This window comes from Mesorhizobium sp. B2-2-4 (assembly GCF_006442375.1).
In the GTDB taxonomy this organism is placed as follows: domain Bacteria; phylum Pseudomonadota; class Alphaproteobacteria; order Rhizobiales; family Rhizobiaceae; genus Mesorhizobium.
In genome coordinates, this window is the sequence record NZ_VFWB01000006.1 from 165,979 (window position 1) to 188,526 (window position 22,548).

The 22,548-nt window shown below is 63.1% G+C and carries 20 protein-coding genes; 16 read left to right on the forward strand and 4 right to left on the reverse strand.

Going from position 1 to position 22,548, the window contains the following annotated elements; translation table 11 throughout:
* Nucleotides 1-3: 3 nt before the first annotated feature.
* A complete protein-coding gene (locus tag FJ959_RS16835; RefSeq protein WP_140516706.1) occupies nt 4-1,836 on the reverse strand; it encodes an ATP-binding protein in 1,833 nt (610 codons plus the stop codon).
* A gap of 154 nt (nt 1,837-1,990) precedes the next feature.
* Between FJ959_RS16835 and FJ959_RS16840 the strand changes: the two genes are divergently transcribed.
* The 3 genes from FJ959_RS16840 to FJ959_RS16850 are packed head-to-tail and all read left to right on the forward strand — an operon-like array spanning nt 1,991 to nt 3,438.
* Nucleotides 1,991-2,554 carry an XRE family transcriptional regulator gene (locus FJ959_RS16840; RefSeq protein ID WP_140630977.1) on the forward strand — a complete coding sequence of 188 codons (564 nt, stop codon included), beginning with the start codon at nt 1,991-1,993 and terminating at the stop codon, nt 2,552-2,554.
* A 4-nt stretch (nt 2,555-2,558) separates the two neighbouring features.
* Entirely contained in the window at nt 2,559-2,867 is a 309-nt protein-coding gene (locus FJ959_RS16845; RefSeq protein ID WP_140516495.1) for a hypothetical protein, read from the forward strand.
* Nucleotides 2,868-2,916: 49 nt separating this feature from the next.
* The gene (locus FJ959_RS16850; RefSeq protein WP_140630980.1) at nt 2,917-3,438 is read left to right on the forward strand and encodes a GNAT family N-acetyltransferase; all 522 of its coding nucleotides are present in this window, start codon (nt 2,917-2,919) and stop codon (nt 3,436-3,438) included.
* 3 nt (nt 3,439-3,441) lie between these two features.
* Here FJ959_RS16850 and FJ959_RS16855 read toward each other — a convergent pair whose 3' ends face one another.
* Nucleotides 3,442-4,329 (reverse strand): LysR family transcriptional regulator, encoded by an 888-nt coding sequence (locus tag FJ959_RS16855; RefSeq protein WP_140630982.1) that lies wholly within the window; start codon nt 4,327-4,329, stop codon nt 3,442-3,444.
* 118 nt (nt 4,330-4,447) lie between these two features.
* Here FJ959_RS16855 and FJ959_RS16860 point away from each other — a divergent pair, with 118 nt between their 5' ends.
* Together FJ959_RS16860 and FJ959_RS16865 are read left to right on the forward strand one after the other, a co-directional pair.
* A complete protein-coding gene (locus tag FJ959_RS16860; protein WP_140564205.1) occupies nt 4,448-5,599 on the forward strand; it encodes a gamma-butyrobetaine dioxygenase in 1,152 nt (383 codons plus the stop codon).
* A complete protein-coding gene (locus FJ959_RS16865) occupies nt 5,596-6,186 on the forward strand; it encodes an HD domain-containing protein (RefSeq protein WP_140516488.1) in 591 nt (196 codons plus the stop codon). Before FJ959_RS16860 ends, FJ959_RS16865 begins: the two co-directional genes overlap by 4 nt.
* A 73-nt stretch (nt 6,187-6,259) precedes the next feature.
* On the opposite strand, the gene FJ959_RS16870 is transcribed toward FJ959_RS16865, so the two are convergent.
* Entirely contained in the window at nt 6,260-8,062 is a 1,803-nt protein-coding gene (locus FJ959_RS16870) for an NAD(P)/FAD-dependent oxidoreductase (RefSeq protein WP_140630985.1), read from the reverse strand.
* 445 nt (nt 8,063-8,507) lie between these two features.
* Here FJ959_RS16870 and FJ959_RS16875 point away from each other — a divergent pair, with 445 nt between their 5' ends.
* The 9 genes from FJ959_RS16875 to FJ959_RS16915 all read left to right on the forward strand — a co-directional run bounded on the left by FJ959_RS16875 (nt 8,508) and on the right by FJ959_RS16915 (nt 19,268).
* The gene (locus FJ959_RS16875; RefSeq protein WP_140495366.1) at nt 8,508-10,289 is read left to right on the forward strand and encodes an acetolactate synthase 3 large subunit; all 1,782 of its coding nucleotides are present in this window, start codon (nt 8,508-8,510) and stop codon (nt 10,287-10,289) included.
* Nucleotides 10,290-10,371: 82 nt separating this feature from the next.
* Entirely contained in the window at nt 10,372-10,944 is a 573-nt protein-coding gene (gene ilvN / locus FJ959_RS16880; protein WP_023676680.1) for an acetolactate synthase small subunit, read from the forward strand.
* 109 nt (nt 10,945-11,053) lie between these two features.
* Nucleotides 11,054-11,650, forward strand: coding sequence for a LysE family translocator (locus FJ959_RS16885; RefSeq protein ID WP_140516483.1), 597 nt, complete (start codon nt 11,054-11,056; stop codon nt 11,648-11,650).
* A gap of 215 nt (nt 11,651-11,865) precedes the next feature.
* The gene (locus FJ959_RS16890; RefSeq protein WP_140630987.1) at nt 11,866-13,152 is read left to right on the forward strand and encodes an efflux RND transporter periplasmic adaptor subunit; all 1,287 of its coding nucleotides are present in this window, start codon (nt 11,866-11,868) and stop codon (nt 13,150-13,152) included.
* Nucleotides 13,149-16,310 carry an efflux RND transporter permease subunit gene (locus tag FJ959_RS16895; RefSeq protein ID WP_140630989.1) on the forward strand — a complete coding sequence of 1,054 codons (3,162 nt, stop codon included), beginning with the start codon at nt 13,149-13,151 and terminating at the stop codon, nt 16,308-16,310. Before FJ959_RS16890 ends, FJ959_RS16895 begins: the two co-directional genes overlap by 4 nt.
* 73 nt (nt 16,311-16,383) lie before the next feature.
* Entirely contained in the window at nt 16,384-17,007 is a 624-nt protein-coding gene (gene nthA, locus FJ959_RS16900; RefSeq protein WP_140630992.1) for a nitrile hydratase subunit alpha, read from the forward strand.
* Nucleotides 17,004-17,663 carry a nitrile hydratase subunit beta gene (gene nthB / locus FJ959_RS16905; protein ID WP_140630995.1) on the forward strand — a complete coding sequence of 220 codons (660 nt, stop codon included), beginning with the start codon at nt 17,004-17,006 and terminating at the stop codon, nt 17,661-17,663. Before nthA ends, nthB begins: the two co-directional genes overlap by 4 nt.
* Nucleotides 17,650-18,012: a nitrile hydratase accessory protein gene (locus tag FJ959_RS16910; RefSeq protein WP_181171975.1), complete on the forward strand. Its 363-nt coding sequence runs from the start codon at nt 17,650-17,652 to the stop codon at nt 18,010-18,012. Before nthB ends, FJ959_RS16910 begins: the two co-directional genes overlap by 14 nt.
* Nucleotides 18,013-18,140: 128 nt before the next feature.
* The gene (locus FJ959_RS16915; RefSeq protein ID WP_140516474.1) at nt 18,141-19,268 is read left to right on the forward strand and encodes an ATP-dependent RecD-like DNA helicase; all 1,128 of its coding nucleotides are present in this window, start codon (nt 18,141-18,143) and stop codon (nt 19,266-19,268) included.
* On the opposite strand, the gene FJ959_RS16920 is transcribed toward FJ959_RS16915, so the two are convergent.
* A complete protein-coding gene (locus tag FJ959_RS16920) occupies nt 19,261-19,662 on the reverse strand; it encodes an STAS/SEC14 domain-containing protein (RefSeq protein WP_140521265.1) in 402 nt (133 codons plus the stop codon). The two genes, FJ959_RS16915 and FJ959_RS16920, sit on opposite strands and share 8 nt — an antisense overlap.
* 112 nt (nt 19,663-19,774) lie before the next feature.
* Here FJ959_RS16920 and FJ959_RS16925 point away from each other — a divergent pair, with 112 nt between their 5' ends.
* Nucleotides 19,775-20,515 (forward strand): pyridoxine 5'-phosphate synthase, encoded by a 741-nt coding sequence (locus FJ959_RS16925; protein WP_140516468.1) that lies wholly within the window; start codon nt 19,775-19,777, stop codon nt 20,513-20,515.
* Nucleotides 20,516-20,618: 103 nt separating this feature from the next.
* Complete coding sequence (locus tag FJ959_RS16930) at nt 20,619-22,538, forward strand: potassium transporter Kup (protein WP_140495382.1); 1,920 nt, start codon at nt 20,619-20,621, stop codon at nt 22,536-22,538.
* Nucleotides 22,539-22,548: the final 10 nt, after the last annotated feature.

A 22,548-nucleotide genomic window follows, 5' to 3' on the forward strand; every position in this document is an offset into this window, starting at 1 on the left:
GGCTCAATCGTTCTGGGGGCGCATGCCGAAGGTGGCGGGCTTGAGGCCGTAGCGCATATCGAAATCATCATCCGATTGCACGCGTGCGGCCGGCGGCTTGCGGTAGTCGGGATCGCCAGCCTGGCGGCCAGAATCGACCACTTCGGCAAAGGCCATCGCCTGCTGCTGCGGCTTTGGAACGTTGCGAAGCCGTTCCACTATCGTCACCAGATCGACATCGTCGCCGGTTTTCGACGACATGGCTTGTTCGCGCTTCGCCGTGCCGGGGATCAGTTCAGCCGGCAGTCTCTCGAACTTCAGCCGCATCGTCGTGGCCACGCCTTCGCCGAAGGCGATGGCTTCGCGCTGGCCCATGGACGACAGGAAAGCAAGCGTGGAGGCGGACGAGTCGGCGATGGCCGAGCGGATGATCGCCTGGTCTTGCTCATTGGCGAGCCGCATGGCGAAAAAAGTCGAGCATTGCGACAGGATGGTCGGGTCAAGTTCGCCCGGGCGCTGGGTGACGACGCCGAGATAGCAGCCATACTTGCGGCCTTCCTTGGCAATGCGCGACAGCGCGTGCCTTGTCGGCGCGAAGCCGAGGCGCGCATCGGCCGGCATGTAGCGATGCGCTTCTTCGCACAGCAATAGGAGCTGCAGCTTGCCCTCGCTCCACAGCGCAAGGTCGAACGCCAGGCGCGCCAGCACCGAACAGACGGAATTGACCACTTCGGACGGCATGCCGGCCATTTCGAAACAGGTCACAGGGCGGCCGTTATGCGGCACGCGGAAGATGTTGCCGATCGTCTCGTGGATGGTGTCCTCGATCAGGCGCGAGTTGAACATGAAACGGTAGCGCGGATCGGCTGCCGCCGATTCGATGCGCGTCTTCAGCGATTTGAGCGTCGGGCGCTCGTTCTTGCTTTCGAGCATGCCCATGCGCTCGTCAATCTGCTTGAGCAGATCGGCAATGCGGTAGGGCACTGGCGTATCGGCGGTCAGCGCATCGCTGCCGCGCCTGAGATAGGCACCGGAATTGGGGTTGCGATAGAGGTTTTTGGCGAGCGGAATGAGGTCGCGCAGCGCATCGATCTCGTCGGGCACGGTCTCGCGGCCGCGAAATAGAACCTCGGCGAATTCCTCGAGCCGGAACATCCAGAACGGAAGGTCGAGCGTCTTGGAATCGACCTTGACGCAATATTCGGGCAGCGACGCGGCGAATTCATTGTGCGGATCGAGGATCAGGATGCGCAGATCCGGCCGCGCCGCGATCGATTTGCGCAGCAGCAGCGAGACGGCGGTGGACTTGCCGACGCCGGTGGTGCCGACAATGGCAAAGTGGCGCGCCAGCGTGTCGTCGATGGCGATGTTGGCGGCGATCGCCTCGTCCTGCGACAGCGAGCCGATGGTGATCGAATGACGCCCGGCCAGATCGTAGACGGCCTGCAGGTCACGGCTGCGGATGCGGTGCGCGATGGCGCCTATATGGGGATAGGTGGTGATGCCGCGGTCGAAGATCGGCTTGGAGCCGGGTTCGGCGCCGTCGCGCACTTCGCCGATCAGCTCGATGCTGACCTCGATGGCGTTCTGGCCTTCGCTGTTCCAGGCGCGATCCGACTTGCCGATCGCATAGACCAGGCCGACGGTGCGCGTGCTGCCGAGATTGACCGAGATCATCTTGCCGACCGTCCACAGGCCGGTCACCGCGCCGTCGACGTCGTCCGCAAAGGCGCTGATGGTGGCGCGCGCACCGTCGCATTGCACGACATTGCCCAGGATGCGCCTGTCGTTCTGTTCGGCGTTGCGGCGCTCCTGCGATGTCGGTTCTCCGACCGAGGCTTCGCGTTCGACATACATGGACAGGCCAATCCCCATTTTCCCTCACGTCGAGCCTACAGGAACTGGGTTAAGGTCGAGTGTGGCCGGATGGTGTAGGGAGGATTAAGAAGCTGGTGAAAATTGTCGCGACAAGGCTCTTTTCCAGCTGTCGGATTTTCGCTATAATAAACGAATGAATGATATAGCGAACGATATCTCCTCCACAATCGGCAGACGGATACACGCCGAGAGGACGATACGGGACTGGTCCCTGGCCGAACTCGCCGAGCGCTCCGGCGTCTCCAAAGCCATGCTGAGCACGATCGAGCGCGGCATGACCAGCCCGACGGCAGCGCTCCTGGTGCGGATCGCCGCCGCCTTCGGCATGACGCTGTCGACCCTTATCGCACGCGCGGAATTGCAGGGCGGCGGCTTGCTGCGGGCGAGCGACCAGCCCGTCTGGCGCGATCCCGACACCGGCTATGCCAGGCGGCATCTTTCGCCGGCCGGCGACATGCCGCTCGAACTGATCAGGGTTCATCTGCCGGCGGGCGCCAAGGTCAGCCTGCCCGCGGCATCCTACGCCTTCATCAAACAGCAGATATGGCTGATCTCCGGACGGCTGGAATTCACCGAGGGCGATCTGGTGCACAGGCTCGAGCCCGGCGACTGTCTGGCGCTCGGCGCGCCGTCGGACTGCACCTTCCATGCGCTCGAGGCGGGCGCCGACTATCTCGTCGCGCTGGTCAGGGCCTGACATCATGCCGAGACGTCCAAAGCGCTCCCACAATGGGGGACCGCCGCTCGACGACTACAAGGGGCCGCCATGGGGCAAGGGCGATCCTTATATTTTCCTGGCCTGGCAGGCCGCGCATGCCAAGGCGTGGAAAGCACCGAGCCGCGACGTCATGCTGATGCGCGTGGACAAGGCGGAACGGCTGGGACTTACCTATGAGGAATACACGCTCGAACTCCTCGAACGCGGACGCCACCTTCAGGAAGAGGACACCGAACGCATCGCCGCGATCAAGGCGGCGCGCAAGGGAAAGCGATTCAGCGCTTTCGATTGACGCCAGTTCGACCGTATCGATCCTTCCATCTCAGCCAGGCAGAACGAGCATGCACTCCATCGAGATCGGAACGTTGACGCAGGACGCGCGAACACAGGCGTTGCTTGGCGATCTTCTGGTCGAAACGGTTGCCGCGGGCGGGTCGGTGAGCTTCATGCATCCGCTGGCGCCGGAAACCGCCCGCAGGTTTTGGGACACGTCGCTGACGGCGGCCGCAAGAGGCGAGCGGGTGGTGCTTGGCGCGTGGGAGGCAGACACGCTGGTCGGCACGGTCACGCTGCTGCTCGACTGTCCGCCCAACCAGCCGCACCGGGCCGAAATCGCCAAGCTGATGACGCGCCTCGATCGTCGAGGCAAAGGCGTGGCGACCCGCCTGATGCAAGCGGCCGAGGCCCTTGCGGTGGAGAGGGGCCGCACACTTCTGGTTCTGGATACGGCGACCGAAGAGGGGGCGTCCGGGCTCTATGAGAGGCTGGGCTTCACGCTGACCGGGGAAATACCGGACTATGCATTGAAGCCCCATGGCGGGCTGACCGGCACGCTCATCTACTGGAAGCGCATCGGCCGGTGAACGTCATGTCGGAGATGGCTCGCCGAGGCGCGACAGCAGCCATTGGCGGAAATCCTGCTCGGCACCGGTCAGTCGCGCGATCGGTGCCTTGGTCAGAAAATGCCCCGATGTGCTCGGGAGCTCGAAATCGGAAAGCCTGGCCAGGGCCTTGCTTTCGAGTGCCTCGTCAATCAGCGGCCGCGAGCCCAGAAGCACGCCCGCGCCGGCTCGCGCAGCCTCCATCGCAGCCACGAAGCTGTCGAAGCGATGCGAGCGCCTGGGGTGACCGGCCAATCCCGCCGCGGCGAACCATTCCGCCCACATCTCGCGCGCACCGGCGACCAGGAGCAGCGGCAGGGATGTCCAGTCGGCATCACTGGCCAAGGCCGGGGCGGCCACCGGCACAAGCCGCTCGGCGGTCAGCCTGTCGGCCAGGCGTCCGGGAAAGGATCCGTTGCCGAAACGGATGTCCAGCGCTGAGCCCGGCAGGTCATAGTCGGTCGGGCGATGGATCGTCACCAGGTCGACATGGATGCGCGGCAGCGCCTTGGCAAGGTCGGGCAGCTTCGGAACGAGCACCAGCAAAGCGAAAGAGATCGGCGCCCGCAAGGTGACGGTCTCGACGGCGCGGGGCTCGAACAGTTCCGCCGTGCTGCTGCCGATGGTGGCGAAGGCTGATTGGATGTGGGGCAAGTAGGCGGCGCCCTCCGGCAACAGTGCGACGCCCCGCGCCAGCCGTGAGAACAGACGCGTCTTCAGCCGATCCTCGAGGAGCCGGACATGCTGACTGACGGCCGCCTGGGTCAGGCCGAGTTCGGCGGCCGCCGCCGTAAAATTCGAAAGCCGCGCCGCTGCCTCGAAGCTGCGCAGCCAGTCGAGTGGGGGCAAGGTGGGGATGGTTCTCGCAGGCATTACGATTTTGCAGCCATTGACCGAAAAATGATAATTTCAATTGTACCTTTCGCTCGATCAACATGCAATCGAGGCCCCGCTGAGCGGACTGCGGGGCGCAATGGACAGGAACATCTCCATGTTGACCGATGCGCTGATAGGCGACGCAGGAAGAATGATCGAACTGGGCTGGAAGGACGGCACACGCTGCCGGTTCCATGCCATGTGGCTTCGCGACAACGCACTCGACGACAAGACACGCAGCGCCGGCAACGGCCAGCGACTGATCACCATCCTCGATATTCCAGCCGAGACGCGGATCGGTGCCGCTTCGATCAAGGGCAATGCCGTGGAGATCAGATTCGTGCCCGAGAAGAAGACGGTCAGCTTTCCCGAGGCGTGGCTTCGAGCCAATGCCTATGATCGCGCCGAGGCCCGTCAGTCCGGATGGACCGCCGACGCGGTGCAGCGCTGGACAAGGGCGACGATGCAGAATTCGGTGCCGCGCGCCGGTTATCCGAAGGCAAGCCGCAGCCGCAGTGTGCTGCGGGAATGGCTCTTGGCGGTGAGGGCCTACGGTTTTGCAGTGATGGACGGACTGCCGGCCGAATCCGGCGCTCTGTGCAAGGTCTCCGACCTGTTCGGCTACATCAGGGAGACCAATTACGGGCGCTGGTTCGAAGTGCGCGCCGAGGTCAATCCGAACAATCTGGCCTACACCAATCTCGGCCTCCAGGCGCACACCGACAATCCTTATCGCGACCCGGTGCCGACGCTGCAGATCCTGTCCTGTATCGAGAACACGGTGGAGGGTGGTGAGTCCAGCGTGGTCGACGGGTTCGCCGTGGCGGCCGCCCTGCAGGCCGAGAACCCCGAAGGCTTCCGACTCCTGAGTTCGCATCCTGCCCGGTTCGAATATGCCGGATCGACCGGCGTGCGGCTGCAGGCGAAGCGGCCTATGATCGAACTCGGGCCGGACGGCGAACTGATCTGCATCCGCTTCAACAACCGCTCGCTGGCGCCGACCGTCGACGTGCCTTTCGCCGAGATGGATGCCTACTACGCCGCCTATCGCCGCTTTGCGGAGTTGATCGAGGATCCGGCCTTCGAAGTAACGTTCAAGCTCGAGCCGGGGCAAGCCTTCATCGTCGACAACACCCGCGTCATGCATGCGCGCAAAGCGTTTTCGGGAACCGGGAAACGCTGGCTGCAGGGCTGCTATGCCGACAAGGACGGCCTGCTGTCGACGTTGGCGGCGATCGAGCACGGTTTCAAGGAGGCGGCGGAATGAACCCACATGATCTGAACGCCGGCAACATCGTCGAATTCATCGCCGATATCTTCGAGCGCCGGGGAGCCGAATCCTATCTCGGCGAGCCGGTGACCATGTCCGAGCATATGCTGCAGGGCGCCTGGCTCGCAGAGCAGGATGGTGCGCCGGAAGAACTGGTGGCAGCAGCCCTGCTGCACGATATCGGCCACTACACCAGCGAGTTCGGTACCTATTCGCCCGATGACGTCGAGGACAAGCACCATGACGAGGCCGGCGGCGAGGTGCTGGCGCCGTTCTTCCCGCCGGTCATCGTCGAATGCGTCAGGCTGCATGTCTCGGCCAAGCGCTATCTCTGCGCCACCGACCCGACCTATTTCGACAAGCTGTCGCCGGCTTCGGTTCATACGCTGTCGTTGCAGGGCGGGCCGATGAGCCCGGACGAGGTGGCCGGGTTCCGCAAGAACCCGTTTCACGAAGAGGCGGTGCGCGTCCGCATCTGGGACGAGGGCGGCAAGGTCGCCGACATGAGGACGCGCACGTTTCGCGACTATGTGCCGTTGCTAGAACGCGTGGTGGCGCGGTTCGCGGCCGACCAGGCGGCGTAGCCGATCGCACCGATCAGGAAAGGGAGGCGCGGTCCAAAACCGCGCCTCCCTCGGTTTTTCGCCACGATCTGGCTTATCCCTTGTGGTGAACCTGCTGCAGCCCATAGACGGGCGTCGCAATGCCTTCCTGCCTGGCCTTCAACTGCAGCGACAGGAACTGCGAATAATGGCGCGACTGGTGCAGGTTACCGCCATGGAACCAGAGCGCCTCCTGCTGCGTCGGCTTCCACATGTTGCGCTGCTCACCTTCCCATGGGCCGGGATCCTTGGTGGTGTTCGAGCCGAGTCCCCAGCATTTGCCGACCTTGTCGGCAACCTCCTTTGAGATCAGCTCCGCCGCCCAGCCATTCATCGAGCCGTATCCGGTGGCGTAGACGATGACGTCCGCCGGCAGTTCGGTGCCATCGCTGAGCAGGACGGAATGTTCTTTGATCTCGGCCACATCGACGCCGCTCTTGAGCTTGATGGCGCCATCGATGATCAGCTGCGAAGCGCCGATATCGATGTAGTAGCCGGAGCCACGCCTGAGATATTTCATGAACAGGCCGGAGCCGTCGTCGCCCCAGTCGAGCATGAACCCCGCCTTTTCCAAGCCCTTGTAGAACGCCGCGTCGCGCTCCTTCATCTTCTCATAAAGCGGAATCTGGAACTCGTGCAGGATCTTGTAGGGCAGGGAGGCGAAGATGAGGTCGGCCTTGGCGGTGGTCATACCGTTCTGCACCGCCTGCTCCGAGTAGAGCGCGCCAAGCCCGATATCCATCAGCGTGTCGGATCTGACGATGTGGGTGGTCGATCGCTGCACCATGGTGACGTCGACGCCGGCTTCCCACAGTGCTGCGCAAATGTCGTGCGCGGAATTGTTCGAGCCGATGACGACAACCTTCTTGCCGGCATATTGGTCGGGGCCGGGGTGCTTGGAGGAGTGGTGCTGATCGCCCTTGAAATTCTCCATGCCCTTGAACTTCGGCAGATTGGGACGGCCGGACATGCCGGTGGCCAACACCAGCTGCTTCGGCTTCAGCGTGATGTCCTTGCCGTCGCGGTGGACGACAACTGTCCATTCCTTCTTCTCCTCGTCGTAGGAAGCGCTCTTGGCCTCGGTTGAGGACCAGTAATTCAGCTCCATCACCTTGGTGTACATTTCCAGCCAGTCGCCGATCTTGTCCTTGGGCGAGAAAACCGGCCAGTTCCGGGGAAAATCGATGTAGGGCAAATGGTCATACCAGACCGGGTCGTGCAGGCAGAGCGACTTGTAGCGCTTGCGCCAACTGTCGCCGGCACGTTCATTCTTCTCGATGATGATCGTCGGCACGCCGAGCTGGCGGAGCCGCGCGCCAAGCGCGATGCCGCCCTGGCCGCCGCCGATGATGACCGTATAGGGCTGCGTCTTGAAGCCAAGCTCGGCCGCTTCCTTTTCGCGCTCTTCCTTCCAGGTCGGGCGGTTCCTGCCGGAGCCGTGCTTGGCGCCCATCGGCCGGGCGAAGCCGGCCGGCTCTTCATGCCCTTTCAGCTCGACCATCGTGGTCAGCAGCGTCCAGATCTTGCCGTCCTTCAACCTGATATGGCCGAAGCCGCGCGCCACATCCGTCTCGAAGCTGATCCAGCCGTCGATCACCCCGTTCGCCTCGGTCGCGTCCTCGCCCCTGGCGATGGCGAAATGTGATGGCTTCGTCTTCGACAGCTGGCTTTCCAGCATGTCACGCACCTGATCGCGGCCTTCCATGGTCTTAATATTCCAGGTGAAGGTGACGAGGTCGCGCCAATAACAATCTTCCTGGAAGCATTCGACCGCCTTGTCGACGTCGCCGGCGGCAAGGGCCGCGCCAAATCGTTCGAGAAGGTCGGAAAGCTTCCTGTTCGGGGCCTTGTCGAGCATCAGTTTCCTCCGCGTTTTTGTTGATCGGCCTCGTTGCGAGCTGCCTTTGCCGAGCTTGGGGTCCGGCCTCGGGCAGTATCGCGGCAAACCATGGGCCGCGTCACGTCGCCAAATAGTTCGCTTTGTTTTCAAGGGTTTGACCAGCGACCCGACGTCGAGCCGGGTCTAAATGACGGCGTGCGCGTGCTTCGTGCCATGCACCGGGCAAGCCGGCATGAAAGCGGAATCGACCCCATTGACGAACGGCTGCTTTCACCCTTATGGTTCGCCACCATGAAAAAGGCACTCATTCTCGTAGGAAGGCGCGTGGGCAAGGCGGTGTAACCGCCGGGCGAAAACCTCCCATGCGCAACACACAGGCTCCCTCGGGGGCCTTTTTTATTGCCTTAAACACGACTAAACGACCAGCAAATCGCCAGATGGCGGACAGTACGGGACCAAACCGATGAGCAACGGACAGAGCGAGCGGCGCGAAATGACTGGCGCCGAAATGGTGGTGCAGGCGCTGAAGGACAATGGCGTCAAGCATGTCTTCGGTTATCCGGGCGGCGCGGTTCTCCCGATCTATGACGAGATATTCCAGCAGGACGACGTCGAGCACATCCTGGTGAGGCACGAGCAGGGCGCCGGCCACGCGGCCGAGGGCTATGCGCGCTCGACCGGCAGGGCAGGCGTCATGCTGGTGACATCGGGTCCGGGCGCGACCAACGCGGTGACGCCTTTGCAGGACGCGCTGATGGATTCGATCCCGCTGGTGTGCCTGACCGGGCAGGTGCCGACCTCGCTGATCGGTTCGGACGCTTTCCAGGAGTGCGACACGGTCGGCATCACGCGCCCCTGCACCAAGCACAATTGGCTGGTGAAGGACGTCAACGAACTTGCCGCAACCATCCATGAGGCCTTCCATGTCGCCACCACCGGCCGTCCCGGTCCTGTCGTGGTCGACATCCCGAAGGACGTGCAGTTCGCCAAGGGTTTTTATGTTTCTCCGCAAACCGCGCCGCGCACCAGCTATCAGCCGAAGGTGCAGGGCGACCTGGAGAAGGTCAAGGCGGCGGTCGAACTGCTGGCCGGTGCCAGGAAGCCGATCATCTACAGCGGCGGCGGCGTCATCAACTCCGGTCCGGAAGCGAGCCATCTGCTGCGCGAACTGGTCGACCTCACCGGTTTCCCGATCACCTCGACGTTGATGGGGCTCGGCGCCTATCCGGCATCGGGCAAGAACTGGCTCGGCATGCTCGGCATGCACGGCACCTACGAAGCCAACATGGCCATGCATGATTGCGACGTGATGATCTGCATCGGTGCGCGCTTCGACGACCGCATCACCGGCCGGCTCAACGCGTTCTCGCCGAACTCGAAGAAGATCCATATCGACATCGATCCGTCCTCGATCAACAAGAACGTCCACACCGACGTGCCCATTATCGGCGATGTCGGCCGGGTTCTGGAGGATCTCGTGCGGCTGTGGCGGGCAACCGCCAAGGCCGACAAGAAGGCGCTCTATCCCTGGTGGGAGCAGATCGCCAAATGGCGCGCGCGCGATTCGCTCGCGTACAAGATGAACAACGACGTGATCATGCCGCAATATGCCATCCAGCGGCTCTATGCCCTGACCAAGGACATGGACACCTACATCACGACGGAGGTCGGCCAGCACCAGATGTGGGCGGCCCAGCACTACCATTTCGAGAAGCCGAACCGCTGGATGACGTCCGGGGGGCTCGGCACGATGGGTTACGGCCTGCCGGCGGCACTCGGCGTGCAGATCGCGCATCCGAACGCGCTGGTCGTCGATATCGCCGGCGACGCTTCGGTGCAGATGACGATGCAAGAGATGAGTGCCGCGGTGCAGTTCGACGCGCCGATCAAAATCTTCATTCTCAACAACCAGTATATGGGCATGGTGCGGCAGTGGCAGCAGCTGCTGCACGGCAACCGGCTGTCGCATTCCTACACCGAAGCCATGCCTGATTTCGTCAAGCTGGCCGAAGCCTATGGCGGCCACGGTATCCGCTGCGACAAGCCGGACGAACTGGACGATGCCATCAAGGAGATGATCTCGGTCAGAAAGCCGGTGCTGTTCGACTGCCGCGTGGCGACGCTCGCCAACTGCTTCCCGATGATCCCGTCGGGCAAGGCGCACAATGAGATGCTCTTGCCGGACGAGGCGACGGACGAGGCGGTGGCCAACGCCATCGACGCCAAGGGCAGGGAACTGGTTTAGCAGCGGACAGAGGCAGGGCTGTCGCGAGAAGCCGTGCGTAAACAGAGATTAGATCCAAGAGTTTGAAGTCGAGATTCACATCATGAACGCACAGCTACAACCGACCGGCTCCGCCTATTTCATCGCCAAGGAAACGGAAAAGCCCGAGAACCACACGCTTTCAGTGCTGGTCGACAACGAGCCGGGCGTGCTTGCCCGGGTCATCGGCCTGTTTTCCGGGCGCGGCTACAACATCGAGAGCCTGACAGTCTCGGAAACCGAGCATGAGAAACATCTGTCGCGCATCACCATCGTGACGCGCGGCACGCCGCATGTGCTGGAGCAGATCAAGCACCAGCTCGAGCGCATCGTGCCGGTCCACCGCGTCGTCGACCTCACCGTGCGCTCGCAGGAGTTCGGCCAGGAGCGGCCGCTGGAGCGGGAACTGGCGCTGGTCAAGGTCGCCGGCACCGGCGAAGCCCGCGTCGAGGCGCTGCGGCTGGCTGACGCCTTCCGCGCCAGCGTCATCGACGCCAACACCGAGCATTTCATCTTCGAGATCACCGGCAAGGGCTCCAAGCTCGACCAGTTCATCGCCATCATGAAGCCGCTCGGCCTGGTAGAGATCTGCCGCACCGGCGTGGCGGCGATGAACCGTGGCCCGCAGGGGATGTAGCACCGGTAAGTTTCTCCACAGCGTGACGACGGGATCGGCCACCGGCCGAGGGTGGCATTTGTGCGGTCGTTGGAAGAGACAATAATACTGGCTTATCTGGGAGGATATCATGTCGCTCGACGCATTCCTCGCCTTGCTTGTCTACGCCTTCGTGACCTCGATCACGCCCGGGCCTAACAATCTGATGCTGCTCGCCTCAGGTGTGAATTTCGGCCTGGTGAGGAGCGTGCCGCATATGTTCGGCATCAGCATCGGGTTTCTTGTCTTGCTGCTGGCGGTCGGCCTTGGTCTTGGCGCCGTGCTGACGGCGTTCCCGGCGCTGCACACCGCGCTCAAGATCGCCGGCGCCGCCTATCTGCTCTACCTTGCCTGGAAAATCGCCATGTCACGCTCGCTCAGCGGCAAAGGCGAGACGAAGGCGCGGCCGATGCGTTTCATCGAGGCGGCGGCGTTCCAGTGGGTCAATGCCAAGGCCTGGGTGATGGCGATCACCGCCATGGCCGTCTACTCCAATCCGGAGCATCCGTTCCTGTCGGTGGCGCTGATCTCGGTGGCCTTCACCATCGTCAACCTGCCGAGCGTTTCAGTGTGGGCGGGATTCGGCACGGCGCTGCGCGGTTTCCTGTCCGATCCAGTGCGGCTGAAATGGTTCAACATCGCCATGGGCGTGTTGCTGGCCGCGACGCTTTGGCCGATGCTGCGGTGAGTTGTCCAGGTTCGCGATCCGCCTTTTGCACGCGATCATGGTGGCCAGCCCGTCCATTGTGCAGTGCACATTAAATCTTCGTAATGCCGTGTTTTGGCCCTTTTCCGCCAAAGCCCTGTCCTATCTATTCAGCGAATTCGCGGCAGGGCGTCGTGATTTGAGCTAGAATACGACCACCTGGCTATGGCGTGTCGGACGGAGAGGGTCTTTTGTCGATGCGTGGAAAAGTCATTCTTTCATTGCTTGCGGTCGCCTGCGCAGGCGCGGCCTGGCTCTATCTGTCTCCCGATGCGCTGAGCAGGGCCCGGCAGATCATCGGTGCAAAGCAGGTCGCGTCGGACAAGCCGACGCCGGATAGGCAGGATCCGCAGGCAGGGGCCAAGCAGGCGGCCGGCGGCACTGGCGCCCGTTCGGCCTCGATCATCTCGGCCACGGCAACGACGGCCGATTTCCCGGTCCGACGCTACGCCATCGGCTTCGTCTCCTCTCCCGCCGTGGTCAGCATCAACGCGCGCGTGTCCAGCCAGATCGTGTCGATCGACGTCAAGGACGGGCAGATGGTGAAAACCGGCGATCTCCTGTTTTCGCTGGATGACCGTGCCTTGAAGGCGCAACTCGCCAAGGATCAGGCGACGCTCGCCAAGGATCAGGCGCTGCTTGCCAGTTCGAATTCCGATCTTCAGCGCGCCAAGGATCTTGTCGCCAAGCAGGCCGGTACGCAGCAGACCTACGACCAGGCCGTTGCCGCGCAGAAGGCGGCGGCAGCGACTGTCGATGCCGACAAGGCGACAATCGATGCAGACAATGTCCAGCTTGGCTTTGCCAGGATCACCGCGCCGATTTCCGGCAGGCTTGGCGCGGTCAACGTTGCCGTGGGCGATCTCGTGACCACGAGCAATGGCAGCAGCAGCACCTCGACCCCGCTCGTCACCATCACCCAGATGGATCCGCTGCAGGTGAACTTCAACCTGCCCGAAAGCAACCTTGCGCTGCTGCACAAGGCACTGGCAAAGCCACAGCAAGGGGCAGTGACCCTGACCCAGGACGGCGACCCGACACCCATTGGCAAGGGCACGCTCGATTTCGTCGATTCCAGCGTCGATACCGCTTCCGGCACCATCGCAACGCGAGCCAGCATACCCAACGCCGATCTGTCGCTGTGGCCGGGCCAATATGTGAATGTCGTGCTCGACGCCGGCATCATGCCGCAGATGACGTCCGTCCCCACGGTCGCGGTGCAGCCCAGCCAGAAGGGGCCGTTCGTCTATGTGGTCAAGCCTGACAACACAGTCGAAATGCGGCCGGTGCAAGTGGCGCTGACCGTGGGTCAGAGCGCCGCCATCAGCGATGGCCTGAAAAGCGGCGAGAAGGTTGTTATCGAAGGCCAGACGCGACTGAAGAACGGGGCTGCCGTGCACGAAGGCAACGCATCCGCCGGATCCGGCGACCAGGCAGCACCCAAGATCGCGCAAGCGGACAAGGCCGGCGAGGCGGCCCAATGATCTCCGAGTTCTGCATTCGCAGGCCTGTCGCCACCCTCCTGATGTCGTTCGCCCTCGTTCTGGGCGGGCTGTTCGCCTACAAGTTCCTCCCGGTGGCCGCGCTGCCCAGTGCCGAATTCCCTGTCGTCAACGTCTCGGCTCAGCTACCCGGAGCCTCGCCGGAAACGATGGCAACGTCGGTGGCGACGCCGCTGATCAAGCAATTCGCCACCATTGCCGGAATCGATTCGATCTCGACCACCAACTCGCTCGGCCAGACCTCGATCGCCATCCAGTTCGTGCTCAACCGCGACATCGATGCCGCGGCCGCGGACGTGCAGGCAGCGATCGCGCGCACGCAAAGATCGCTGCCGCCGCAGATGACCTCGCCGCCGAGCTATCGCAAGGTCAATCCGGCCGACGCGCCGATCCTTTTGATGTCGCTGGTCAGCGATACGGTTCCGCTGACCGATCTCGATGCTTTCGCCGAAAACGTCATCTCGCCGTCGCTGTCGACCATCGACGGCGTGGCGCAGGTCTCCATCTTCGGCCAGCAGAAATATGCAGTCCGCATCCAGATCGACCCGACCGCGCTTGCCGCGCGCGGCATTTCGATCGACCAGCTGCAGGCGGCGATCGCATCCGCCAACTCCAACACCCCGCTGGGCGTTCTGAAGAACAACAAACAGCAGTTGACGATCACGGCCAATACGCAGCTGACCGACGCCGCCGGATTCTCCAACCTCATCATCGCCACCAAGAACGGTCATCCGGTGCGGCTGGGCGAGGTGACACGCGTCGTCGATTCGGTGCAGACCACGACGACTGCAAGCTGGTATGACGGCACGCGCGCGATCATCATGGCGGTGCAGCGCCAGCCCGACGCCAACACTGTCGATGTCGTCGACAAGGTCAAGGCGATGCTGCCGTCCTTCCAGGACCAGATGCCGGCCGCCGCCCAGATCAAGCTGCTCAACGACCGTTCGACCTCGATCCGCCAGGCCGTGGATGACGTGCAGTTCACGCTGCTGTTGACCATCGCGCTGGTGGTCATGGTGATCTTCGTGTTCCTGCGCCGCGTTACGGCGACCATCATCCCGGCCGTGGTGGTGCCGATCTCGTTGATCGCCACGCTCGGCGCGATGTTCCTGTTCGGCTTTTCCATCGACAACATCTCGCTGATGGGCCTGACGCTTGCGGTCGGCCTCGTCGTCGACGACGCCATCGTGATGCTGGAAAACATCTTCCGCCATATGGAGGAGGATGGGTTGTCGGCGTTCGATGCTTCGCTGAAGGGCGCGCGCGAAATCGGCTTCACCATCATCTCGATTTCGATCTCGCTCGTGGCCGTGTTCATCCCGGTGCTTCTGATGGGCGGCGTGATCGGGCGCATCTTCAACGAGTTCGCCGTCGTGGTGACGGTCGCCATCCTGGCGTCAATGTTCGTGTCGCTGACGCTGACGCCGATGCTGTGCTCGCGGCTGCTGTCGGTGACCAAGGCCGACCGCGAGGCGCATGGCGATGGCCACAGGCGCGATTTCATCACCCGCGGCTGCGACCGGATCCTGAGCTTCTGTCTGCGGCACACTTTCCTGGTGTTCCTGGTCTTCATAGGCACCGCGGCGGCGTCGGTGTGGCTGATCGAGGTCTCGCCGAAGGGCTTTTTCCCGCAGGAGGATATCGGCCAGATATCGGTGACGACCATCGCGCGCCAGGACATCTCGTTCGACGCCATGGCAAAGCTGCAGGGGCAGGTGGCCAGCGTCTTCTCGCATTCGCCCTATGTCGACCATGTTGCGTGGTCGGCGGGCAGCGGCAACAATGCGCTCAACCAGGGGCAGCTTTTCGTCCAGCTCAAGGGCAAGGACCAGCGGCCCAATATCGAGAAGGTGCTTGCCGATCTGCGCAAGCAATTGGCCGGCGTCGCAGGCATCGAGACCTACATGCAGCCTGTGCAGAATCTGAGGCTGGGTTCGCGCTCGTCTGCCAGCGCCTACCAGCTCGTGGTTCAGGGCCTCGACACCGGCCAGACAGACATCTGGGCGCAGAAACTGAATGACGCGATGGCGGCCGATCATGCGACCTTCACCGACGTCACCAGCGATTTGCAGAACAATGCGCTGCAGGCGACGCTGGTGGTGGATCGCGACAAGGCGGCCCAGCTCGGCATCGACACCGACACGCTGCGCTCGGCGCTTTATGGCGGGTTCGGCACCGACCAGGTTTCGACGATCTTCGGCTCCGCCGACAGCTACGAAGTCATCACCGAGCTCGATCCCAAGATCGAGTGGTCGCCGGAGCGGATGCTGGCCATCCAGATGAGGACGGCGAGCGGCTCCCTGGTTCCGCTTGGCGCCTTCGCCCGGGTCGATCGCACGGCCGGCGCCTTGACGGTCAACCAGCTCGGCCAGCTTCCGGCCGTGACGATCTCCTATAATCTGCCGCAAGGCGTGGCGCTCGGCGACAGCGTGAGCCGCATCGACGCGCTCAAGGAGCAGATCGGCATGCCGGAGACGATCTCGACCAGCTTTGCCGGCACAGCCAAGACCTTCCAGGATTCGCTCGCCAACCAGGGCCTGCTGATCGGCGGCGCGATCCTGACCATCTATATCGTGCTTGGCATTCTCTATGAGAGCTTCATCCATCCGCTCACGATCCTCACAGGCTTGCCATCGGCTGTGCTGGGAGCGGTTGTCGCCTTGCGCTTCGCCGGCATGGACCTGTCCGTCATCGCGGTGATCGGCATCCTGATGCTGATCGGCATCGTCAAGAAGAACGGCATCATGATGGTCGACGTCGCGCTCGAATTGCGACGAGAAGGAATGTCGGCCACCGAGTCCATCCACAAGGCCTGCCTGATGCGGTTCCGGCCGATCATGATGACGACGCTGGCCGCCTTGATGGGCACGTTCCCGATCGCGCTCGGCACGGGCGCCAGCGCGGAGCTGCGCCAGCCGCTGGGCGTCGCCGTTGTCGGCGGTCTGCTCGCCTCGCAGGCGCTGACGCTGTTCGTCACACCGGTAATCTATGTCTACATGGAAAATTTCTCGGGCTGGCTGGTCGGGCTGATGCCGAAGCGCAAGCCCGAATTGCATCTGGTCGAAGCGGGGGATCAGCCTTCGCTGTTCGACGATGATGACGAAATCCGAGGCGAGCCGCAAAAGACGGCCGCGGAGTAGTGTATCCGCGTCGCGCCCACTGGCCCAAGTCGTCATGCTTGCGGCCGGCGGATCGCAGCCGTAGTTTGTGGCCATGTCCCACGATCATGACCACGACAACGAACTCGATCCGTTTGCCGCTCGCGTGCGCGCGCTGGAAACCATTCTCACCCGCAAGGGATTGATCGATCCGGCCGCGATCGATGTCATCGTCGATACCTACGAGACCAAGATCGGTCCGCGCAACGGCGCGAGGGTGGTGGCCAAGGCCTGGAGCGATCCCGCTTTTGCCGACTGGCTGAAGCGCGATGCTACGGCGGCGATCGGATCGCTGGGCTATACCGGCCGGCAAGGCGAGCACATGCAGGCGGTGTTCAACACCGAAGAGACTCACAATCTCGTCGTCTGCACGCTGTGCTCCTGCTATCCGTGGTCGGTGCTCGGCCTGCCGCCGGTCTGGTACAAGGCGCCGCCCTATCGCTCGCGCGCGGTCATCGATCCGCGCGGCGTGCTTGAGGAATTCGGGCTGACGCTGCCGGCCTCAACAAAGATACGCGTCTGGGATTCGACCGCGGAGTTACGCTATCTCGTCGTCCCGATGCGGCCTCAAGGAACCGAAGGCTGGAGTGAGGAGCGCTTGTCCGAATTGGTAAGCCGCGATGCGATGATCGGCACTGCGCTGGCCCAAAAACCGGAACAAACAGGGGGCCCGGCATGAACGGCCCGCAGGATCTCGGCGGACAGATGGGATTCGGACCGGTGGCGCCGGAACGGGACGAGCCGTATTTCCATGCCGACTGGGAGCGGCGGGCGCTCGGCGTGACGCTCACCGCCGGCGCAATGGGTGCCTGGAATATCGATGAGAGCCGGCATGCGCGGGAATCGCTGCATCCGGCCGACTACTATGCCTCCAGCTACTACCAGATATGGATCAAGGCGCTGGAAACCCTGCTCAAGCGCCATGGTTTCGTCAGCGAGCGTGATCTCAAGGCAGGCGAGGCGATCGATGCGGCCGCGACGCCGAAACGGGTGCTGAAGGCCGATGACGTTCCGGCAGTGCTTGCCAAGGGCGGTCCGTGCAACCGGCCTGTGGAGACGACCCCACGCTTCAAGGCCGGCGACCGCGTGCGGACCAGGAATTTCAATCCGACCGGCCACACCAGGCTGCCGCGCTACGCGCGCGGCAAGCATGGGAGGATCGAAGCGGTGCGCGACGGCTTTGTATTCCCCGACACCAACGCGCATGGGCAGGGCGAGAACCCGCAATGGGTCTATACGGTGGTTTTCGACGGGGCCGAGATCTGGGGCGACGGGGCCGATCCGACGCTGACCGTGTCCATCGATGCCTGGGAGAACTATCTTGAACCGGCCTGAGGCGAACGGGCCTGCCGGTCTGCCCGCCGGCCTCGATGCGCCCGTCTTCGCCGAGCCCTGGCAGGCCGAAGCCTTCGCGATGGCGGTGGCGCTGCACGACAAGGGCCTGTTTTCGTGGAGCGAGTGGGCGCAGGCACTGTCGGCCGAAGTGAAGAAACCCGGCGCCGCGGCTGACGGCCATGACTATTACGAACATTGGTTGGCGGCGCTGGAAGCGCTGCTGGCGTCGAAAGGATTGGCCGCCAAGCCCGATGTCGATGCGATGGCACGGGCCTGGGAGCGCGCCGCGCATGCCACGCCGCACGGCAAGCCGATCCTGCTGGAGAACGATCCGCACGCCGTCAGGTGATCGTGCGGACACGCCGCCCGTTCCCTTTACGTTCCCGTCCTCGCCTGATAACCTTGTTTGCCGCCGGCTGCCTCGATGGCGGTGGCCGCCATCTTGTCTTTCCCTTGCGAATCCGGTCACACGATCAGATGGAATTTTCACCCCAACAGGACGAGGCGCTGCAGGCGGTCGCGCGCTGGCTCAAGGCCGGCAAGCCGCAATTGTTCCGGCTGTTCGGCTATGCCGGCACCGGCAAGACGACGCTGGCGCGCTATTTCGCCGAACATGTCGACGGCCAGGTGCAGTTCGCCGCCTTCACCGGCAAGGCGGCGCAGGTGCTGCGCTCCAAGGGCGCGGTCAATGCCCGCACCATCCATTCGCTGATCTACAGGCCCAAGGGGGAGGAATCGGTCGAAGACGAGGTGACTGGCAAGACGTCGATGTCGCCGACTTTTTCCCTCAACCGGCAGAGCCCGATCTCGCGTGCGAAACTGGTCATCATCGACGAATGCTCGATGGTCGACGAGCAGCTTGGCCGTGACCTCTTGAGCTTTGGCACGCCGATCCTGGTGCTGGGCGATCCCGGCCAGTTGCCGCCGATCTCGGGCGGTGGCTTCTTCACCGACCACGAGCCGGATTTCCTGCTCACCGAAATCCACCGGCAGGCGCGCGACAATCCGATCCTGCGGCTGGCGCTCGACGTGCGCGAGGGGCGCGAATTCATGCGCGGCGACTACGGCACGGCGCAGGTGATCGGCAAGGAAGACGTCAACCAGGACCTAGTGCTGAGGGCGGACCAGGTGCTGGTCGGCACCAACCGCACGCGCCGCCGCTACAACCAGCGCCTGCGCGAGCTCAAGGGGTTCAATGCCGACTATCCGCAGGCCGGCGACAAGCTGGTGTGCCTGCGCAACGACCCGGCCAAGGGCCTGCTCAACGGTTCGCTGTGGAAGGTGATGACCTCGTCGCGCGAGACGGTGAAACCTGGCATCAACCTCCTGGTGTCGCCCGAAGAGGATGATCCGGACCGCGGTGTCGCCAAGATCAAGCTGCTCAAGGCGGCGTTCGAGGATCCCGACGCCGATATCCCGTGGCAGCAGAAGAAGCGGTTCGATGATTTCGACTATGGCTATGCGCTGACCGTGCACAAGGCGCAGGGGTCGCAGTGGAACGAGATCGTGCTGTTCGACGAGAGCTGGGCGTTCAAGGAAACGCGCCAGCGCTGGCTTTATACCGCGATCACCCGGGCGGCCGAACGGTTGACGATCGTCAGGTAGCGGAGCCCAGTTGCCTGGCGCCGAGCCATTGCCAAGCATCGGCCTCGTCTTTGAAGTGCCTGAGTTCGACCGGCGGCGGGGTAGGGAGGAAGTCTCGCGCCTGCGCCGTCCAGTCCGGCTCGCCGATCGCGGCACAACGACCTATATGCTCTGCGGCCTGCACCGCGCCCTGTCGCAGCGTCTCGTCCGATATGTCGCTCCAGTCGACGCCGTCATGATCGATCACGCGCACCAGCACGTCGATTCGCGGGTGAAGCGCGTAAGCCGCTTCGAGCAGGCCGAACAGGTTTTCCGCGTCGGCCGCCGAGACATGGCCGACGATATCGATGGCGAAGAGATCCTCACGGTCCGTATCGATGCGCCGGATTGCCGGCACGGCTTCGAGGAAATTCAAGGGATCGTATCCTTTCACAAACGTCATCCGATCTTCTGGAACACCGGAAACCCCCTATCTGTTCCCGTCAAAGGCGGTATAGATGCGCCGAAATCGAGCAGGATCCGAAGCCATGCCCGCAAAGCTTTCCGTCAATCTCAACGCCATCGCCATGCTGCGCAACCGGCGCGACCTGCCGTGGCCTGATGTGATCAGGCTTGGCCGCATCGCGCTTGCGGCGGGAGCACATGGGCTGACGGTGCATCCTCGCCCGGACGAGCGCCATACCCGCCGTTCAGACCTGCCTGAGATCAGGGCCTTGATCGACGATGAGTTCCCGCGGGCCGAATTCAACATCGAGGGCCATCCGACCGAGGATTTCCTGGCGCTTGTGGAAAAGCACCAGCCGGAACAGGTGACCCTGGTGCCTGACGATCCCTCCCAGGCAACCTCGGACCATGGCTGGAACTTCATCGCCGATGCAGCGTTCCTGACACCGATCGTGAGACGCCTGAAGAAGGGCGGTTTCCGGGTCTCGTTGTTCTCCGATGCGGATCCTGCCGGCATAAACGCCGCGCGCGATACCGGCGCCGACCGTATCGAGCTTTACACGGGACCTTATGGCAGTTGCCATGCCGATTCCGCCAAGGCGGCCAAGGAGCTGGAAAGACTGGGAAAAACCGCCGATGCGGCCTTTGTCGCGGGCCTTGAGGTCAATGCCGGGCACGATCTGACGGTGAGCAACCTGCCGGCCCTGGCGCGACGCGTTCCGGCATTGGCCGAAGTGTCGATCGGACATGGGTTGACAGCCGACGCGTTGGAGTATGGCATGGCCGGCACGGTGGGCCGATTTCTCAGGGCTTGCGGGTGGTAATGGTGGCAGCCTCGCGTGCAAAGCATGGCAGCCATAACGCGACGGTACTTGATATTGCATCGCAGCAAGCGTAGAGCACCGCGCGCTTATCGGAGTGTCGTTCATGGCCCTTGCCAACACTGGTAGTGAGGCAGAAACCGTCGAACAATCGAGCCATCCTGAGATCGAGCAGCACAGCACCAAGGTGTTGATGCTCGGCGCGCTCGGCGTTGTTTACGGCGATATCGGCACCAGCCCGATCTACGCGTTCCGCGAGGCGCTGGTGGCGTCGTCGGGCGGCGAAGTGGCCGACCGTGGCGACATTCTTGGCGTTCTCTCGCTGATCATCTGGTCACTGACGATCATCGTCACCATCAAGTACATCATGTTCGTGCTGCGCGCCAACAACCGCGGCGAAGGCGGCGTGCTGTCGTTGATGGCATTGGCGCGCGGCAGTTTCCCGAAGCGCTCGGCGATCATCCTGGGCATCGGTATCGTCGGCGCCTCGCTGTTCTTCGGCGACGCCGTCATAACCCCGGCAATTTCGGTGCTCTCGGCGGTCGAGGGCATGAATGTCGTCACGCCGACCTTCCAGCCTTATGTCGTGCCGCTGACACTGGTCATCCTGGCGGTTCTGTTTTCGGTGCAGCGCTTCGGCACCGGCGGCGTGGCGCTGATCTTCGGCCCGATCACCGCGGTCTGGTTCCTGGCTATCGGCCTGTCCGGCCTCAACCATATCATCGCCGATCCGGAAATCCTGTGGGCGATCAGCCCGCACTATATCGTCGCCTTCCTGATCAATTCGCCCGATGTCGCCTTCGTCACCATCGGCGCCATCTTCCTTGCGGTCACCGGCGCCGAAGCGCTTTATGCCGATCTCGGCCATTTCGGCCGCAAGCCGATCGTGCTCGCCTGGCTGGCGATCGTGTTCCCTTGCCTGCTGCTCAACTATGCCGGCCAGGGCGCCTTCGTGCTGGCCAAGAACGGCGTGGTCGGGCATCCCTTCTTCGAAATGAACGAAGGCTGGACGCTGATCCCGATGGTGGTGCTGGCGACCGCCGCGACGGTGATCGCCAGCCAGGCGGTGATTTCAGGCGCATTCTCGCTGACCAGGCAGGCGGTTCAGCTCAATATGCTGCCACGGCTGGAAATCCTGCACACGTCGGAAAAACAGTCCGGCCAGATCTACATGCCGCGCGTCAACCTGTTGTTGGCGCTCGTGGTGATGATGCTGGTGGTGGGCTTCGGCGAATCCAGCAGGCTGGCTTCGGCATACGGCATCTCGGTGACCGGCAACATGCTGGTGACCACGGTGCTGCTGTTTGTCGTCATGACCCGCATCTGGAAATGGCGGCTGTGGGTGGCGGTCGCGATGACAGCCTTGTTCGGTTTCATCGATGTCGGTTTCTTTGCTTCCAACATCGTCAAGGTGTTCGAAGGCGGCTGGGCCTCGCTGGCGGTGGCCTTCACCATCGTGCTGGCGATGTGGACCTGGGTGCGCGGCAGCCGTTATCTCTTCGACAAGACCCGCCGCAACGAGATCCCGCTCGATTTCCTGGCCGGCAATCTGTTGAAGAAGAAGCCGCAGCTGGTATCCGGCACCGCGGTGTTCCTGACCAGCGATCCGCTCAGCGCGCCGACCGCGCTGATGCACAGCCTGAAGCACTACAAGGTCCTGCACGAGCAGAATGTGATCCTCTCGGTGGTAACCGCGCCGCAGCCGGTGGTGCCTGACAGCGACCGGGTCAAGATGGAGACGGTCAACGAGCTGTTCATGCGGGTCACGCTGACCTTCGGCTATATGGAGCAGCCCAACATCCCGCGCGCGCTGGCGATCTGCCGCAAGCAAGGCTGGAAGTTCGACATCATGACGACGTCCTTCTTCCTGTCCCGGCGCTCGCTGAAAGCCTCGCCCAATTCCGGCATGCCGGTGTGGCAGGACCGGCTGTTCATCGGGCTGGCGCGCACGGCGGCCGACGCCACCGAATATTTCCAGATACCGACCGGCCGTGTGGTAGAGATCGGCACGCAGGTGGCGATCTGACTGTCTCGAT

Excerpts from the sequence above, each read along its gene's own strand:
- FJ959_RS16930 (WP_140495382.1), top strand. The coding sequence starts at position 20,619 with ATGGCCCTTGCCAACACTGGTAGTGAGGCAGAAACCGTCGAACAATCG.
- FJ959_RS16915 (WP_140516474.1), top strand. The coding sequence starts at position 18,141 with ATGGAATTTTCACCCCAACAGGACGAGGCGCTGCAGGCGGTCGCGCGC.
- FJ959_RS16835 (WP_140516706.1), bottom strand. The coding sequence starts at position 1,836 with ATGTATGTCGAACGCGAAGCCTCGGTCGGAGAACCGACATCGCAGGAG.
- FJ959_RS16890 (WP_140630987.1), top strand. The coding sequence starts at position 11,866 with ATGCGTGGAAAAGTCATTCTTTCATTGCTTGCGGTCGCCTGCGCAGGC.
- nthA (WP_140630992.1), top strand. The coding sequence starts at position 16,384 with ATGTCCCACGATCATGACCACGACAACGAACTCGATCCGTTTGCCGCT.
- ilvN (WP_023676680.1), top strand. The coding sequence starts at position 10,372 with ATGAACGCACAGCTACAACCGACCGGCTCCGCCTATTTCATCGCCAAG.
- FJ959_RS16875 (WP_140495366.1), top strand. The coding sequence starts at position 8,508 with ATGAGCAACGGACAGAGCGAGCGGCGCGAAATGACTGGCGCCGAAATG.
- FJ959_RS16895 (WP_140630989.1), top strand. The coding sequence starts at position 13,149 with ATGATCTCCGAGTTCTGCATTCGCAGGCCTGTCGCCACCCTCCTGATG.
- FJ959_RS16840 (WP_140630977.1), top strand. The coding sequence starts at position 1,991 with ATGAATGATATAGCGAACGATATCTCCTCCACAATCGGCAGACGGATA.
- FJ959_RS16885 (WP_140516483.1), top strand. The coding sequence starts at position 11,054 with ATGTCGCTCGACGCATTCCTCGCCTTGCTTGTCTACGCCTTCGTGACC.
- FJ959_RS16870 (WP_140630985.1), bottom strand. The coding sequence starts at position 8,062 with ATGCTCGACAAGGCCCCGAACAGGAAGCTTTCCGACCTTCTCGAACGA.
- nthB (WP_140630995.1), top strand. The coding sequence starts at position 17,004 with ATGAACGGCCCGCAGGATCTCGGCGGACAGATGGGATTCGGACCGGTG.
- FJ959_RS16850 (WP_140630980.1), top strand. The coding sequence starts at position 2,917 with ATGCACTCCATCGAGATCGGAACGTTGACGCAGGACGCGCGAACACAG.
- FJ959_RS16860 (WP_140564205.1), top strand. The coding sequence starts at position 4,448 with ATGTTGACCGATGCGCTGATAGGCGACGCAGGAAGAATGATCGAACTG.
- FJ959_RS16865 (WP_140516488.1), top strand. The coding sequence starts at position 5,596 with ATGAACCCACATGATCTGAACGCCGGCAACATCGTCGAATTCATCGCC.
- FJ959_RS16855 (WP_140630982.1), bottom strand. The coding sequence starts at position 4,329 with ATGCCTGCGAGAACCATCCCCACCTTGCCCCCACTCGACTGGCTGCGC.
- FJ959_RS16845 (WP_140516495.1), top strand. The coding sequence starts at position 2,559 with ATGCCGAGACGTCCAAAGCGCTCCCACAATGGGGGACCGCCGCTCGAC.
- FJ959_RS16925 (WP_140516468.1), top strand. The coding sequence starts at position 19,775 with ATGCCCGCAAAGCTTTCCGTCAATCTCAACGCCATCGCCATGCTGCGC.